The following is a 14,953-nucleotide window of genomic DNA, read 5'->3' on the forward strand; positions in this document are numbered from 1 at the left end:
AATAAAGATGTTGTTGATAGAGAAAGTATTGATCCTCCGTTCATCAGAGATATTCAGGAATACACCAGAACAGGATTTGATAGGCTTAGCTGGCATACTGGAGGAAGTTTACTTGGAGGCTGATGAGAACCTGTTTCGAAAAGGCGACAAGGGCAATTGCATGTATTTTATATATAAGGGCAGGGTGCGCATACATGACGACAACCACACCTTGGCCATACTGGATAAAAATGAAATTGTAGGGGAACTCTCTGTGCTGGACGCTGAAAAACGATCTGCGAGTGCCACTACTGAAGAAGAAACCGTCCTCCTGAAACTGGAGCAGGAGCCCTTTTATGAAGTGTTGATGGATAATGCAGAAATTCTGAAGGGGATTTTAAAGACACTCTGCAGGCGCCTGCGCATAATGGACGACAAAAGCGTTACCCACCACAAATCTAACTTAACAAGCCTTCCGTCTCTTTGATGGATTGCAGGTAGTTTGATTTAACTTTCTGCCGCCTCTTCAGAGAAGTCTTGGTGAAGTACTGGTGGCTTTCCAGAAAACGTATCTGAAGCATGTTCCACTCTTTAAAGTTCGTGACGATGCCCTGCTCCAGAAATTCTTTGTAGAGGTTATTTCCTGTTTCAAAGAACCCTGGCCTCCCCAGGTAATCTAAATCAGCATCGCAAATAATCTGCTCCAGGTGATCCTGTGGCTTCTGCGGCACCTTCGTGGCACGTATCATATTACAGACTTTTTCTATCTGAGAGGCTGTAAAACCAAAGGCAGGCAACTCTTCAGTGGCTACAACACAGCTTCTTTCTTCATGGTCGTGATAAGCATATATAAAGCCTATATCATGATAAAGTACGCTCACCTTCAGAAGCAGCAGGTCTTCAGCATCTGTTATGCCTTCTTTTTTGGCTATCGCAACAGCTTGCTTTAATACATCCAGGGTGTGCGCAACATTATGGTATGTCAGTTTTTCAGACAAGCCTTTCTGTAGCTTGCCAATGACATGCTTCTGAATCTGAGGAAATACATCCATGGTTACAGTTAACTTAGCGGACTTCACTAAGCTAAATAAAATATGTTTGTTTAACACGAAACATGTAGTTTGCCAGTTTCTGATGAATCCGATTACCTGTAGTACTACCCGCCACTTACCCGCTATTGGGAATGTTCAATTGGGGTTTTGTAATAGCTAAATGAATATAGGCAAAATAACGGTATCCCCATTATCTTGCCTTAAATATTTTCATGCTCTTCAACTGTCTGTCTTCAACACTTTTCTTCGCTCAGCAAAGGATAGTGTTGAAGACAGACAACCGTATCTAAGCGATGCTTTCTGCTGTTTACATCTAACGATGCCAGCGCAAGGAGTCTATTCCTGAAACAGCATGAGCATAGATACAGGTGGTACTTCTACCTCGTGACGAACCGTTTCTATTCCGGACTGGTTGATTGTTTTTCCTTTCACGGCAACCTGCCATGCCTCTTTTAAAGTGAACCGAACAGCTGTTTTGTTTGCGTTATAATAAACTAAAATGTTCTTCCAGCTATCGTTGTTCGCATTCCCTTTCAATTGAAAACCAACCAGACCAGGTGATGTTTTAATAAACTCAAGATGATGGTAAACCATTTCTGCGGTTGGCATACTGAAGGCTGGGTGGGCTCTTCTTAGAGATATAAGCTGCTGATAATAAGTAAAAACGTCATTATAGCTGGTTTTCCAGTTCCAGTTAATCTGGTTTATCTCATCCGGCAGGTTGTAACTGTTGTGCTCGCCCTTTTTGGTGCGCAGCATTTCCACGCCTGCATGCAGGAACGGAATACCCTGCGAGGTGAGCACAACGGCATTAGCCAGCAGGTGCATGTTTATTATTTCCTCTTCAGATGCATCGCCGCATGAAATCTTCAGTTTGTCGTAAAGTGTTTGGTTGTCGTGGCAGGAAACGTACGACACAGACTGCCACGGTTCTCTTGCCCATGCAGCCCGGCCTGAGTGCACCTCAGGATGCTGAATGCTGCCAATCACGCCAAACTTGATAGACTCTTCCATACCATGCGCACCACTTACAAAGCCTCTGGACCTTGCGTCAAAAACAGACCCTTTCAGTGCATCACGGATATCGTCGCTGAAGGCTGATACCTGCTTCAGCATATATGTGTGCGACTTGGAAGCGCGCTGTGTATAAGACAGGGGACTTCCTCCGGCAGTCCATCCTTCCCCGTAAACGATAATATTCGGGTTAACCTTTTTCAGTTCTGCCGTCAGCAGGTTCATTGTTTCTATATCATGGATGGCCATCAGGTCGAAGCGGAAGCCGTCGATGTGGTATTCCTGTGCCCAATGCCTGCACGACTCGATGATAAACTTGCGCATCATAATGCGCTCGCTGGCTGTTTCGTTTCCGCAGCCTGAGGCATTAGACCATGTTCCTTCCGCATGCCTGTAGTAGTACCCCGGCACTTCCAGGTTAAAGTTAGCCCCTTCTGTGAGGCCCGTGTGGTTATACACCACATCTAAAATCACCCCAAGGCCATTGCTGTGGAAGCCCTGCACCATTTCTTTGAATTCCCGGATGCGCACCTCCGCACAATATGGATCAGATGAATACGATCCTTCCGGTACATTATAGTTCTGCGGATCATAGCCCCAGTTGTACTGCGGCTTATCAAGGACAGACTCATCTACAGACATATAGTCGAAGGCTGGCAGTAAGTGCACGTGCGTAATACCCAGCTCCTTCATGTGATCTATGCCCGTAGGTAAGCCTTCGGGATTGCTGGTGCCCTGCTCTACCAGGCCCAGGAATTTGCCAGGTTTAGAACTGCCGGAGTTTCCACTGATGGTGAAGTCCCGCACATGTGTCTCGTACAGCACTACCTCATTTGGCGAAGCAACGTCAGGCCCTTTATCGTTTTCCCAGTTTTTAGGATCCGTAGCTGCCAGGTCCAACACCATTGCGCGTTTGCCGTTCACTCCTACAGCAGTGGCATATATACCCGGCGTCTCATTCAGCCACTTTCCTTTTACCTTTACCTGAAAGGTATAATAAACCCCTAGCAGGTCCTCCTTTACCTCCATTGCCCAGAGGCCTTCATCTATTTCCTCCAGTTCAATTTTCCCCAGATGTTCTCCTCCGTCTCCTGTTGTATAGAAGTGTACTGCTACCTCCTCTGCCACCGGTGACCATAGCTTAAAGGTAGTTTTTTTAGGAGTGTAGTATGTCCAAAGGTTTTCTTCAGCGTACGTAGGGTAATCACTGAAGCTTTTGTATACAACGGGTGCCTTGGTTGAAAAAAGTGTCATATAAATTGTAAATAGTAAAGTAAACGTAAGGTAAAGTGCGTGAATCGGCAGAAAAGTAAAAGCAATTATTGTGCAAATTTTGAGCTATGCTAGGTCCAGTTAAAATTTATTTCAAACTGCGGATTAGACCTTCTGCTGCTGTTATACCAGCCACAAATTCAGGAATAAATCGCTGCTTTTGCTTTACTTATCAGACGCATTAGCAAGTATCTGTGCACAGTAACATATACGTGTTTTATGATTAAAAAAGTCAAATATTATTATAAATAAAATAAAAAAAATCCTCTAAATGTGATAAAGAGGTAAGAATTGAGCGGAAAGTAAAGGAACAGTCCTTTCCTTCTCGCTGACCACACCTAATGTTTACCTGCTGTTTTTACTGTGATGCTTTTTATATGTGCAATTGGTAACAGCTCTCAAGCTAAAAAACATTTATATAAAGTGCAATGTTTAGCAGAGGCTTCATATATAAATATTTCCCTGCATATAAGTTACGCAAGTACCGCCTATCAGCACTCTGTCCTCTTTATCGGTGCAACACAGTGTACCGGTTCTAGCAGATACCTGCAGGGCTGTGAGTTCTTTTTTACGGAGTTGTTGGCTCCAGTAAGGAATAAGGGAGCAGTGGGCCGAGCCAGTGACCGGGTCCTCAAAGATGCTGGCCTGGGGAGTAAAGAAGCGGGAAACAAAATCCGCTGTTTCACCTTTAGCTGTGGCAATAATGCCGCCCGGATCCAGGTTGATCTGGTCTAAAACTACCCTATTTGGCTGTAGCGCCCGTACTGTCTCCTCGCTGTCATACACCAGTACATAGTCTCTGGCTTTTAAAACCTCCAGAGGCTTCCTGCCCATACCTCTCAGAATTATTTCCGGAAGCTCGGCAGTAACAGGCATACGCGATGGAAAATCGAGCGTTAGAAGACTGCCCTGTCTCGTAACATTGATCTCTCCGCTGGCTGAGCTGAAAACTACCCTATCAGCTGCAAGTCCCAAGTGTTTGAAGATAACATGTGCAGCAGCCAGGGTAGCATGCCCACAGAGGTCCATCTCAATTTCAGGGGTAAACCACCTGATTTTATAACGGTCTTGATTTGAAGAGGGCAAAAGGAATGCAGTTTCTGGCAGAAAATTTTCAGCGGCAATTTGCAGCAGTACGGTATCAGGCAGCCAGTCCTGCAGGAGGCAAACAGCAGCCGGGTTGCCGCCAAACAACTTGTCTGTGAAGCTGTCGATCTGGTAGAGAGGGAATGGCATAAGTAGGATTGATCCGGATGTTCAGTTACAAATTTAGCACAAATGACATTGCCTTCTGGCGCACTGCCCCAACTGAAGGAATACTTATTTGTACTCCCTACCGGCTTCAGGGCAAATAGCCGGCCTTGCTAGTAGTAGCTTAGCTGCAGATTTAGTTATTTTTGCAGCTTAGAAAAACGAATACAAATATGGAGAATAAGTTAGATCAGGCATATGACGCGGAGCGCTTCCGTAGTGAAGGGCACGAGCTTATTAATATGATTTCGGATTACCTGGCAGAGGCCACTACAGATAGAGAGGAGGTAAGGGCTATCCCGTGGGAGGACCCGGAAAAGCAACTGTCTTATTGGCAGCAGGATTTTCAGAAGCCTTTGCAGGAGAACCCTAATGAGTTGTTTAAAGACGTGCTGTCCAGATCTATACAGGTACACCGGAAACGTTACATAGGCCACCAGACAACACCTACCTTACCTATAACCATTCTTTCATCGGCTGTTACTGCTTTGCTGAACCAAGGCATGGGGGTTTATGAGATGGGCATGGTGGGTAACACACTGGAGAAAATACTGACCGAGCATTTGGCGCAGAAACTCGGCTACAGTACCGAAGCCTCCGGTTTTATAACGTCGGGAGGCTCCCTGGGCAACCTGACTGCATTGCTGGCAGCAAGAGCTGCTGCAACGGAGATATGGCACAAAGGCTATAAAGAAGGGCTTCAGCTGGCGGTGATGGTGTCGGAGGAGGCGCACTATTGCATCGACCGTGCCGCCCGCATCATGGGTCTCGGCGCTGAGGGCATCATAAAGGTGCCCGTAAATGATAGATTCCAGATGCGTACGAACCTGCTGGAGGATTACTACCAGCAAGCTAAGTCGGAAGGGAAGCAGGTGATAAGCGTGATAGGCTGCGCAGGCACTACCTCTACCGGCTCTTACGATAATTTGGAGGCTATTGCCGCTTTTAGCCAGAAACACAGCATCTGGTTTCATGTAGACGGTGCACACGGTGCTCCTGCTGCCTTTTCGCCGAAGTACAGGCATCTCATTAGTGGCATCGAAAAAGCAGATTCTGTTGTGGTGGATTATCATAAGATGATGATGACACCGTCTTTGTCTACTGCCCTGATCTTTAAGCGTGGCAGCGATGCCTATAAGACCTTTTCTCAGCGGGCCCAATACCTGTGGGTGGAGCAGGAGTCGGAGGAGTGGTACAACGGCGGCAAGCGCAGCTTTGAGTGTACCAAGGCCATGTCTGCCTTAAATGTATACACCATTTTCAGAACCTACGGGGAAGAAATTTTCAGGGAGAACATTGAACGGCTGTATGGACTGGCCGCGGAGTTTGCATCACTCATTAGGTCAAACAAACACTTTGAGCTGGCGTATGAGCCGGAGTGTAACATTATCTGCTTCCGCTATAAAACGGACGGTGAACTGACGCCGCTGAACCAGGCAATCCGGAACATGTTGCTGGAGCAGAGCAGGTTTTATATTGTGCAGACAGTCCTGAATGGCGAGTTTTACCTGCGCGTTTCACTGATGAATCCACTCACTACGATACAAGAACTAAAGGAACTACTACGGGAAATTGAGGAGAAGGCCGTGCGTATACTTGCGGAGGCTTAACATAACCTTTTTATCTGAGAAGCCCAGATACAAAAGAAGCTGCCCGATTACAGGCAGCTTCTTTTGTTTGCACCTAATGCTAGCTACCAGGGGGCAATAACGGTACTTCTGCTACAGCAGGTATTTTTCTATCGCTACAGCAACACCATCCTCGGTGCTTTTTAAGGTCACTTCATCGGCGGCGGCTTTAACTTCTTCGCGTGCATTGGCTACGGCAATGCCTTTTCCTACTGCTTTCAGCATGTCAATATCATTATAGTTATCGCCGAAAGCCATGGCATCCGTCATCGCTATACCATAGTTGTTTTTTAGAATAAGCTCTAGTGCCGTGGCTTTTGATATAGTGCGTGGCGCCAGCTCAAGGTACGTTGATTTAGAGCGGTATATATAAATTTCGCTACCGAACCTCTCTGTCAGTGCCTCCGCCATTTGGGCTAACTCCTGCTCGGGTCCCATGCACATTACTTTGTGTGCCCCTGTGTTGCTTGTGTGCCAGTTGTCCAGTACGGGGCCTAAGGCCCCTACTTTCGCCGACACCTTTGTCACGCGTTCTTCTTTCTCTGTCCATTTGTCAACCTGAGGGGCATACCACAGGTCTTCGGTGTATAAACTGACATGGATATCGGTTCCTGCTGCCATTTCTACTATCGCGGAGCAGGTTGGAACCGGTATCTGCACGGAATCCACAATGGTAGGTGTCTCAGCCCCTTCGTTATACAGCAGAACATAGCCGCCATTAAAACAGATCATGGGGTGGTGCAAAATCCCTAACTCGTCCTGCAGGTGGCGCATGGCGCCGGGCATACGCGAAGAAGCAAGTATAACCGGCACATCCCTGTCAAGCGCTTTGATGGAGGAAATGGTTCTCGGTGATAGTTCGCGGCGACTGTCAAGCAGAGTGCCGTCTATGTCGGAGCAAATGGCTTTGATATTCATTTGTGTAGGTTTTATTCAAAAAGCTTTACCTGCCCTAAACAGGTTTCTGTTTGCAACGATAGGGCTTATATTGCTTTTTTGCAAAAAAGCAGGCGATAGGGCATGCTACTCTTGGTATAGCAGCTTACAGCTGTTCATAATAATTGCATCAGCAAGGCGGTGATAGCAGCAAAGGGATCAGCTGATAACTGCTGATCCCTTTGCTGTATAATAATCACACCTGCCTTACACAGGCAGTTCAGGTAGTTAATCCCGGCCTTTCTTCTTTTCCTGCTTTGCAGCGCGTTTCTCTTTCTCTGTTTTAGCAGGCTTTTTCTTCGCTTCTTTTTTAGCGTCTTGTGACTTTCCCATGTGTGCTTTGCTTTAAATGTATAAGTATGTATGTAATGCTCTTTTCTCTATACTCAAAATTCTCAAAAATGGTGCCCTGAGTTGGAAGCTGTTATTATTATGTATCACAGGAAGAAGCACGTAGTGGAGAACGGCTTATCTGCTGCAGCCAATATGTATTTGGAAAGCTTGATTAAGAGCAGCATATATAGCAGGAATAAAGGAGTAAATCTATTTTCATACAGAGAAAACTTTTACCGGATGCTGATCTGCTCATAGTCAGGCATCTACCGGAGGTGCAGTCGCTTCATATTTTAGCAGAGGAGGTAAAAGGGGCAAAAAGTTCATCTAGACTAAAAACAAGGGCTTTATACATGCGTTACTATAAGAGAACAGTATCCTCACCGGCTCTTAATTATTAGATATACATGCGTTTTCGTCACCTCTCTTATTTCGTTTTTATTTGGATCATCTCAATTAGTTGTCAGCAAACTGCTGTTATACCGCGCATCTCTCTAGAAGAGGAGCAAATGCTGTTGGGCAACCCGAGTGGCGCCACTCCTGAACTAAGCAATGCGAACAATTATTTGCTAAGCAAACCACAGTATGCATTGTCTTACAGCAAAAGCAGGGGCACCCCGAATTGGGTGAGCTGGCATGTGAGCAACGACTGGCTGGGCAGTGCTCCCCGGCAGGACAACTTCCGGACGGATATGACCTTGCCGGAAGGATGGTACCGCGTAAAATCCGGTAGTTACACTGGAAGTGGCTTCGACCGTGGGCATAATGTGCCGTCAGCTGACCGCACCAAATCAGTGGAGGATAATGCCGCCACTTTCCTCATGACGAACATTATTCCGCAGGCCCCAAAAAATAACCAGGAAACATGGGCAAACCTCGAAGACTATACCCGCGATTTAGTGCAGGCAGGGCAAGAGGTTTATGTGATTATGGGCAGCTACGGCATAGGTGGCACCGGTAGCAACGGAACAGTGAAGAAAATAGATGAGGGGCGGGTGACAGTGCCAAGCCGCATCTGGAAAGTGCTGGTCGTGATGCCGGAAGGAAACGATGATCTCTCCCGCATCAACACCAGCACCCGTGTAATAGCGGTAAATATCCCGAATACCCAATCCATTCGCCCGGACTGGGGCTCTTACCGCACTACCGTAGACGCTATTGAGCAAGCCACCGGGTATAACCTGCTTTCTGAATTGCCAGCGGAAATACAGGAGGTGCTGGAAAGCCGGGTTGATAAGGACCCTGCGCAGTAAAAGCTTGTATTAAAGTGACTGAATATGATTAGGAAAATCAAAAGTACCTGGCATGAACAACTCTGATTCTGCATCTACATCGGCTCTGTTGGAACAGTTCCGTGCTGCTTCAGACGGCCTGCTCTATAGGAGCGAAACAGACTCTCCCTTTGAGGTAGTATATTTCCCGCAGGTGCAGGATAGCGGTGCCTTGCCTGCAGCAATTGCTCAGCTGCCCGATATGCCGGAAGGCGTAAAGGCAGAAGTCGTAGAGCTGCCTTACTTTTTCCGGAATATGGTGCGTGATGACCCTGATGCAGGGGAGGAGGAGGTGAGTATTGCCCATCGGTCTCGTGAACTGCAAAACTTGCTGGAGCAGTGCCTAGAGGAGGTAAAGGTCTACAGGCTAGGCAAGCGCCGTATACATGCTTTTGTGCTTGGTAAGACAGCTACCGGAGGCTATGCCGGGCTGAAGACTATACTGGTAGAAACCTGAGTGAACCTCTGGAAATAGATTCCTTAAACATATCCAAGGCTCTGATGCCATACACATGAGGCCACTTAATCTTATCTCCTTTCCTGGGCAGCTGCTATCTCTGAAAGGAGTTCATCGTCTGATAACGAATCAAACCAGTTTTTAGGAAGTCCGGGCCGCACCGATTGTGCTCCACCATTGGGCGTACATACTACTGGCACTGTTCCATTATCATTTTCAGTTAACGCTGTGGCCTTTTCGGAGGCTTCTCTATCAAGGCCTGCATAGGCCTGCACACAGGTCCAGGTGGTGTTCTGTTCGTCTGTAACTTCTCTTTGTGTCATATATGCTTCATGTTGTTAAGGTACTAGTACTGCAATCCTTTGCAATAGGATGCCTTGCAGCGGTGGTAGTTGCTGAGTTGCACACGTTAAAGCTGTAGATCACAGGTAAGAAAGTGGAGGTGAAACAGTAAGGAAAGAGCAGTTTAAGTCCCGATACGAGTTAAGAACTGGGAAGAACCAGCTTTTGTAAACAATACAGTCTGTTTTGTAACAAAATATGCTGAAATCTTCTATAGTAGAAAGTTAACTTATGTATGAACATGTAATTTAACGGGGCTATGCATTGAATATAGCCTTACAATTAATTAAAAAAATTTTAATCACAAGCTATGGCAAATGTAAAATGGACAGTCGATCCCGCACACAGTGAGGTACAGTTCAAGGTAAAACACCTGATGATTACAACCGTTACGGGTTATTTTAGCAGTTTTAATGTAGAAGTAGAGACTGTTGGGGAGGAATTTTCAAAAGCTTCTTCTATTGTTTTTACCGCTGATGTGGACTCCGTCAGTACAAACAATGAACAGCGGGACACACACCTGAAATCAGAAGAGTTTTTTGATGTTTCTAATCACGGGCAGATAAAGTTTGTTGGAAACAAATACGAAGAAACAGCGTCTGGATTAGCTAAACTGCATGGCGACCTGAACATCAGAGGTGTGTCAAAACCTGTTACAGTGAATGTAGAATACCATGGTATCGTAGTGGATCCTTACGGGCAGACAAAGGCTGGCTTTACCGTTGATGGGAAGATTAACCGGAAAGAGTTTGGGCTAACCTGGGATGCGGTAACGGAAGCGGGTAATGTGGTGGTTAGTGACGAAATCCGCCTTCATGCTGAGATACAGTTAATAAGACAAGGATAACCTGTTTCCAAAATAGAGGAGCAGCTGCTTGCATTAAAAAAATGCAAGCAGCTGCTCCTCTATTTTGGAAGCTTAGAAACATTCGCGTGGCACCATTTTATTGCCTTTCCCTGTCCGCTTTATCTACAAAAACCTTATGCTTTTAAAATCCATTTATGTGAATGCCAATTTTATATACGGACCTTTTTATTAACTTTACCAGGATAGTTTAGTTTACCTACATATAAAATTCACGCCACCAGAATGGATACTGATTTGTTTCACTTGTTTGGAAAATCCAGCAAGAAAGTATTTTTCCTATTTAACCTTGACACCTTGCGTTTCGACTATCTAAGCGAAGCAGTGAGTAAGGTTTGGGAGGCGGATCGGGAGCTTATTCTGGAAACGCCTGAACTATTGACTTCATCCATCCATCCTGATGACAAAAGTGCCATTTACAAGCGACTGGAACAAATAATAAAAAAGGGAGAAGGGCGTGAGCTGGAGATTAGTCTTACGCTGCCCGGTGCATCTCAGAAAGAAGTAAAAGTAGAGGCTTATCCAATAAAAACTGAAGCGGGCGTCATAACTCATATAGCTGGCGAAGCCGAGGATATAACAAAGCAGTCACAGTACGTTAACTACCTCAAAGAGTATACAAGAAGGAAAGACAGCACCCTCGAAATTATTGCGCACGACCTGCGTGGTCCTTTGGCTATAGTGAAAGGAATAGCCTCTCTGCTTAAGAGTGAGTATGACGAAGAAAAGAATGAGGAACTTCATAACTATACAAAAATTATTCTGAATGCTTATGATAACTGCCTCGAACTGATTGACAACCTGCTAAGTGACGAGCACCTGAAATCCCCTACGATATATGTGAATATGTTACGCTTTGATGTAGTAGAAAAGGTGCGAAAGTTGGTAGATTCCTTCAGTGTGGCCAAGGGAGTAGCGTATGATTTTGAGGTAAATTGCGAAGAAGATAAAATAATGGTGGAACTGGATGAGGTAAAGTTCATGCAGATTATAAATAACCTTGTTTCAAACTCTCTTAAGTTCACGAAGGTAGGAGGTAACATCAGCATCTCGGTTAAGAGAGAGGGCAGAAAGCTAATAATAGCGCATTCCGATAACGGTATCGGAATTCCGGAAAAACTTCAGGCTGATGTATTCAACAGGTATAACAAAACTGCCCGAAAAGGGCTGCAGGGAGAAACCTCAAGTGGTGTAGGCCTGTCGATAGTTCAGGATCTGGTGGAGATACAGGGCGGTAGCATCAGTTTCGTAAGCAAAGAGAATGAGGGCACGACTTTTTTCCTGACCTTCCCGTTGCCAGGTGAGTAGGCAACCATGAGACTTAATCCCCCACATCACCAGTCCAGGTTCCTCCTGAATAGTAATGCCACATGTCACTTAATTCTCTAAACAAACAGCACTAAAAAATAATACCGGCTCTGAGTGTTATTCGAGCAGAATTGTCGGTGGGCATTGCACATTTTGTGTGCAAACAATGTTTATAGGGCATGAAGTATTTTGTAGATGAAAATTCTATTGTGCGGGAGATATGGGGGAAGAGCGAAACCATACTCTTCATTTTTGTTGGCGCTTCCGCTGAGTTTGCCTTGAACAAGGCAGTGGACTGGCTTTATTTTACTGGCCGCCTCCCTGCCGATCCTTTAGGTCGCCTCTTTTCTACCGTAGCCTATGCCCGGCAGATCATCTTTTCTAATCTGGAAGAAGCAAACAGGGCCATTGATAAAATGGCTTCCATTCATGCCGGCGTGGAGTCCCGCCGTGGGGCAAGCATACCCGACTGGGCCTACCGCGATGTACTTTTCATGCTGATTGATTACTCTATTCGTGCGTATGAAATTATGGAAAGGGAAATGACGGAAGCAGAAAAAACAGAGACTTTCCACGTTTTTTACCGGGTGGGCAGCCGCATGGGATTAAAAGAACTTCCAGCTACTTACCAGGAATGGAAACTGGCGCGGGAAGAACACCTGGTGCAAAACCTGCAAAAAAGTAATTATACTGAAGACCTGTTCCGGCAATACAGGAAACATCTTGGCCTTTTTAGGTATACTGTGCTTCTGCAGGCACAGACACTCATTGTTCCTGAAACAGCTAAGCAAATGCTAGAACTGAAAAAAATATCGCTGCTCTCACCTGTTATCCGGGTATATAAACTGAGTAGAGCACTACGTTTGGAAGGCTTTATTAAAAATGTACTCCTTCCTTCAAAAATAAAGGCAGAGGTGAAGGATTTGGATAGTGTGCCTGTTAAGTCAAACATCAAAGCTACATCAGCGGAAGTTTAAAAGGAGGCAGCTGCGTAAACCCTGTGGGGGGCGGCACAGTAAAGAGGGGGAATCGTTGACTGAATACTGATGGACACTCTCATTGGCGTACTGACGCCGGCCTTTCTTCTTCACCTTTTCTTTCATGTGGCTGTGCCGGTGGCGATGGCTGCGCTTTTCTTCCGGAAAGACTTTAAACATGCTACTCTGCTCATGCTGTCTGGTATTCTCATTGACATAGATCACCTGGCTGCAAATCCGATTGTTGACCCGGACAGGTGCAGCGTAGGGTATCACCTGTTGCATAGTTTCTGGCTGATTCCTGTTTATGTGGCACTGGCTCTTTACCCTAAAACCAGGTTAGTAGGGTTTGGGCTTGTCATTCATATTATACTGGACACGGCAGAATGTGTGAGAACAGGTAGCCCGTTGCTGCTTCCTGTTTCTTTCTGAACATTATCTGGCGTCATTCAGCAGTCCTGCCGGGACTGGAGACAATTATTGTTTGTCCTCTTTGCCCCTGAACATTTCAGCGTCTACAGGCACTCCATCCGGGTTAATAAACTGTACCTGTTGCCGAGGGTATACAGGGATAATCTTTTCCATGTATTCCGGCTTGGCCAGCTCCTGTGTAATCCGAAAAGTAAGTTCGCTTTTCCATTTTCTGCGTTCCCGGGCACCCACTAGGTAGCGGATGGTAATGTTGGTCCAGGAATCATCAAGAGAGATAAATACCTGCGGCTTTTCTGCCACAAATTCTCCGAGACCAGCCTTTCGCAACAGTTTGCCATAACTGCGTGCCGGCTCTATCATATAATCCCCTAGCAGTTCAAGAGAGAGCCGCTCCATTACTCCCATCGACAGTTCTATGTCTGATTCGTTGGCAACGGCCACACTTAGCTCATCCCATACATAGGGGAAGTCCCCTGTCAGGTTAATGACCGTTCCGGTCACAATTTCATTGTTAGGGAATGTTACCATGCGGCCCGTTGGCTGTTCTGCCTGCACAAAGCCTGGCTGGTAAGGGGCTCCGATTTCCCAAACCGTGGTGGTTAAGAAATCAATGCGGTACACATCCCCGAAAACTTCGCCTACCCGAATGCGGTCACCTACTCTATAATAGCCCTGGAAAGAGTTTAGTAGCCAGCCTGTAAAGCTTTCTATTGGTGTCTGCAAAGACCAGGACAGGGCAAGGCCTATTAAACCAAAAGAACCGACCAACGCCCTAATGTCGCCGGCAACAACGCTCACAGCTATACCTATTGCCAGCAGCCATACCACGATAAGCGTGAGGGTTGTAACCGCACTGGAGCTTTGCCAGCGGCCGATAGTTTTATGGAGCAATGCCCGCAGTGCTTTTGTCAGGAGCCAGGCCAGCACCAGGATGCCGATGGCGATCAGCATTTTGGGCAGGTTATAATAAAAGCTATCCCACAGGTTCTGCAGGGCACCTATGGCCTGATCAGCCGACTCCTTGCTAGAGCCAGTCAAAGTACTGTCACTGGCAGCAGTGTCTGACGGGGCCGCTACTAAATCCTCTACCGCTACTTCGTCTACTATTGCCACAGAATCCATTGTCTCTTCCTGCGGAGCATCCTGTGCCAGTCCGGCTTCGGAAGGTGAAGTCATCATGATGATGAAACCAGTAATGGCTACAGCTAAGATGGAAGCTTGCCGAAAGTTCTTGAGTCTGTTTTCTGCGGCTCCTTTTACCTTAGAGGGCTGGGCCACGCGTCTTTTCCTGTTTTTCGTCCTGTATTTTTGCTGCGCCCGAACACCACCACTTCGAGTTGGCTGCTGTGTAGCACTTCGTTGCTGTACAGGTGTTCTGAGACTCCTGTTACTACTGTTCTGGCTTCTGTTAAGTCTTGTGTTTCGGTTATAAAGAGGCATACCTGTGTTAGGAATATTTATGCTTGTTTTACTCTCAGTGGAAAATTCTGTTTCAGTGCTGTCTCAGTCACACCTGTGGTTTTGCAGGTTTTATATTAGTGTACGGGTAAATCAGCTTGTTTAGCTGTGGTAGAAATGGGGAGGGGAAGCAAGCGAAGGAGCCTAAGAAACTGTTTTAAAACCTATTCAAGCGGAAAAAGCATATTTCGCTAAACAGGTTATATACTATAGAAATGGCCTTTATGGCTATAATTTCTGTTTCTAAAATGACTGTTAGATAAGTTTTAAAACAGCTTCTAAGCTGCTTTAGGGTAAACTACCAATAAGCGAGAAATAACAGGGGAAGAAGATCTGCAAAAGATGAATGTTTCTTCGATTGCATTGCTATTACGTATA

At 46.0% G+C, this 14,953-nt stretch carries 14 protein-coding genes; 8 read left to right on the forward strand and 6 right to left on the reverse strand.

Features of this window, described 5'->3' with window-relative positions:
* Positions 1–13: 13 nt before the first annotated feature.
* A complete protein-coding gene (locus E1919_RS10135) occupies positions 14–466 on the forward strand; it encodes a cyclic nucleotide-binding domain-containing protein (protein WP_237144224.1) in 453 nt (150 codons plus the stop codon).
* On the opposite strand, the gene E1919_RS10140 is transcribed toward E1919_RS10135, so the two are convergent.
* The 3 genes from E1919_RS10140 to E1919_RS10150 form a co-directional block, all read right to left on the reverse strand.
* Positions 438–1,031, reverse strand: coding sequence for an HD domain-containing protein (locus E1919_RS10140; RefSeq protein WP_162053276.1), 594 nt, complete (start codon positions 1,029–1,031; stop codon positions 438–440). The genes E1919_RS10135 and E1919_RS10140 overlap by 29 nt on opposite strands.
* A 336-nt stretch (positions 1,032–1,367) precedes the next feature.
* Entirely contained in the window at positions 1,368–3,299 is a 1,932-nt protein-coding gene (gene pulA / locus E1919_RS10145; protein ID WP_162053277.1) for a type I pullulanase, read from the reverse strand.
* 462 nt (positions 3,300–3,761) lie between these two features.
* Entirely contained in the window at positions 3,762–4,553 is a 792-nt protein-coding gene (locus tag E1919_RS10150) for a PhzF family phenazine biosynthesis protein (protein ID WP_162053278.1), read from the reverse strand.
* Positions 4,554–4,741: 188 nt separating this feature from the next.
* Here E1919_RS10150 and E1919_RS10155 point away from each other — a divergent pair, with 188 nt between their 5' ends.
* Complete coding sequence (locus E1919_RS10155) at positions 4,742–6,178, forward strand: pyridoxal phosphate-dependent decarboxylase family protein (RefSeq protein WP_162053279.1); 1,437 nt, start codon at positions 4,742–4,744, stop codon at positions 6,176–6,178.
* A 111-nt stretch (positions 6,179–6,289) separates the two neighbouring features.
* On the opposite strand, the gene E1919_RS10160 is transcribed toward E1919_RS10155, so the two are convergent.
* Positions 6,290–7,114, reverse strand: a complete 825-nt coding sequence (locus E1919_RS10160; RefSeq protein WP_162053280.1) for a Cof-type HAD-IIB family hydrolase — start codon at positions 7,112–7,114, stop codon at positions 6,290–6,292.
* A gap of 758 nt (positions 7,115–7,872) precedes the next feature.
* Here E1919_RS10160 and E1919_RS10165 point away from each other — a divergent pair.
* Together E1919_RS10165 and E1919_RS10170 are read left to right on the forward strand one after the other, a co-directional pair.
* Positions 7,873–8,718 carry a DNA/RNA non-specific endonuclease gene (locus E1919_RS10165; protein WP_162053281.1) on the forward strand — a complete coding sequence of 282 codons (846 nt, stop codon included), beginning with the start codon at positions 7,873–7,875 and terminating at the stop codon, positions 8,716–8,718.
* Between the two features lie 52 nt (positions 8,719–8,770).
* Positions 8,771–9,193, forward strand: a complete 423-nt coding sequence (locus E1919_RS10170) for a nuclease A inhibitor family protein (protein WP_162053282.1) — start codon at positions 8,771–8,773, stop codon at positions 9,191–9,193.
* Between the two features lie 71 nt (positions 9,194–9,264).
* Here the strand turns inward: E1919_RS10170 and E1919_RS10175 are convergent, their stop codons facing one another.
* Positions 9,265–9,516, reverse strand: a complete 252-nt coding sequence (locus E1919_RS10175; RefSeq protein WP_162053283.1) for a hypothetical protein — start codon at positions 9,514–9,516, stop codon at positions 9,265–9,267.
* A gap of 329 nt (positions 9,517–9,845) precedes the next feature.
* Here E1919_RS10175 and E1919_RS10180 point away from each other — a divergent pair, with 329 nt between their 5' ends.
* The 4 genes from E1919_RS10180 (at position 9,846) to E1919_RS10195 (ending at position 13,117) form a co-directional block, all read left to right on the forward strand.
* Positions 9,846–10,382 (forward strand): YceI family protein, encoded by a 537-nt coding sequence (locus E1919_RS10180; protein ID WP_162053284.1) that lies wholly within the window; start codon positions 9,846–9,848, stop codon positions 10,380–10,382.
* 243 nt (positions 10,383–10,625) lie between these two features.
* Positions 10,626–11,708 carry a PAS domain-containing sensor histidine kinase gene (locus tag E1919_RS10185; protein WP_162053285.1) on the forward strand — a complete coding sequence of 361 codons (1,083 nt, stop codon included), beginning with the start codon at positions 10,626–10,628 and terminating at the stop codon, positions 11,706–11,708.
* A gap of 179 nt (positions 11,709–11,887) precedes the next feature.
* The gene (locus E1919_RS10190) at positions 11,888–12,685 is read left to right on the forward strand and encodes an oxygenase MpaB family protein (RefSeq protein ID WP_162053286.1); all 798 of its coding nucleotides are present in this window, start codon (positions 11,888–11,890) and stop codon (positions 12,683–12,685) included.
* A 69-nt stretch (positions 12,686–12,754) separates the two neighbouring features.
* Positions 12,755–13,117, forward strand: a complete 363-nt coding sequence (locus tag E1919_RS10195; protein ID WP_237144226.1) for a DUF6122 family protein — start codon at positions 12,755–12,757, stop codon at positions 13,115–13,117.
* A gap of 45 nt (positions 13,118–13,162) precedes the next feature.
* On the opposite strand, the gene E1919_RS10200 is transcribed toward E1919_RS10195, so the two are convergent.
* Positions 13,163–14,557, reverse strand: coding sequence for a mechanosensitive ion channel family protein (locus tag E1919_RS10200; RefSeq protein WP_162053287.1), 1,395 nt, complete (start codon positions 14,555–14,557; stop codon positions 13,163–13,165).
* Between the last annotated feature and the right edge of the window lie 396 nt (positions 14,558–14,953).

Origin of the sequence: Pontibacter pamirensis (assembly GCF_010015475.1) — a bacterium.
GTDB classification, from domain to species: domain Bacteria; phylum Bacteroidota; class Bacteroidia; order Cytophagales; family Hymenobacteraceae; genus Pontibacter; species Pontibacter pamirensis.

What these genes read in the sequence shown, in the direction of transcription:
- E1919_RS10140 (WP_162053276.1), bottom strand. Translation starts at nt 1,031, where the DNA reads ATGGATGTATTTCCTCAGATTCAGAAGCATGTCATTGGCAAGCTACAG.
- pulA (WP_162053277.1), bottom strand. Translation starts at nt 3,299, where the DNA reads ATGACACTTTTTTCAACCAAGGCACCCGTTGTATACAAAAGCTTCAGT.
- E1919_RS10150 (WP_162053278.1), bottom strand. Translation starts at nt 4,553, where the DNA reads ATGCCATTCCCTCTCTACCAGATCGACAGCTTCACAGACAAGTTGTTT.
- E1919_RS10155 (WP_162053279.1), top strand. Translation starts at nt 4,742, where the DNA reads ATGGAGAATAAGTTAGATCAGGCATATGACGCGGAGCGCTTCCGTAGT.
- E1919_RS10160 (WP_162053280.1), bottom strand. Translation starts at nt 7,114, where the DNA reads ATGAATATCAAAGCCATTTGCTCCGACATAGACGGCACTCTGCTTGAC.
- E1919_RS10165 (WP_162053281.1), top strand. Translation starts at nt 7,873, where the DNA reads ATGCGTTTTCGTCACCTCTCTTATTTCGTTTTTATTTGGATCATCTCA.
- E1919_RS10170 (WP_162053282.1), top strand. Translation starts at nt 8,771, where the DNA reads ATGAACAACTCTGATTCTGCATCTACATCGGCTCTGTTGGAACAGTTC.
- E1919_RS10175 (WP_162053283.1), bottom strand. Translation starts at nt 9,516, where the DNA reads ATGACACAAAGAGAAGTTACAGACGAACAGAACACCACCTGGACCTGT.
- E1919_RS10180 (WP_162053284.1), top strand. Translation starts at nt 9,846, where the DNA reads ATGGCAAATGTAAAATGGACAGTCGATCCCGCACACAGTGAGGTACAG.
- E1919_RS10185 (WP_162053285.1), top strand. Translation starts at nt 10,626, where the DNA reads ATGGATACTGATTTGTTTCACTTGTTTGGAAAATCCAGCAAGAAAGTA.
- E1919_RS10190 (WP_162053286.1), top strand. Translation starts at nt 11,888, where the DNA reads ATGAAGTATTTTGTAGATGAAAATTCTATTGTGCGGGAGATATGGGGG.
- E1919_RS10195 (WP_237144226.1), top strand. Translation starts at nt 12,755, where the DNA reads ATGGACACTCTCATTGGCGTACTGACGCCGGCCTTTCTTCTTCACCTT.
- E1919_RS10200 (WP_162053287.1), bottom strand. Translation starts at nt 14,557, where the DNA reads ATGCCTCTTTATAACCGAAACACAAGACTTAACAGAAGCCAGAACAGT.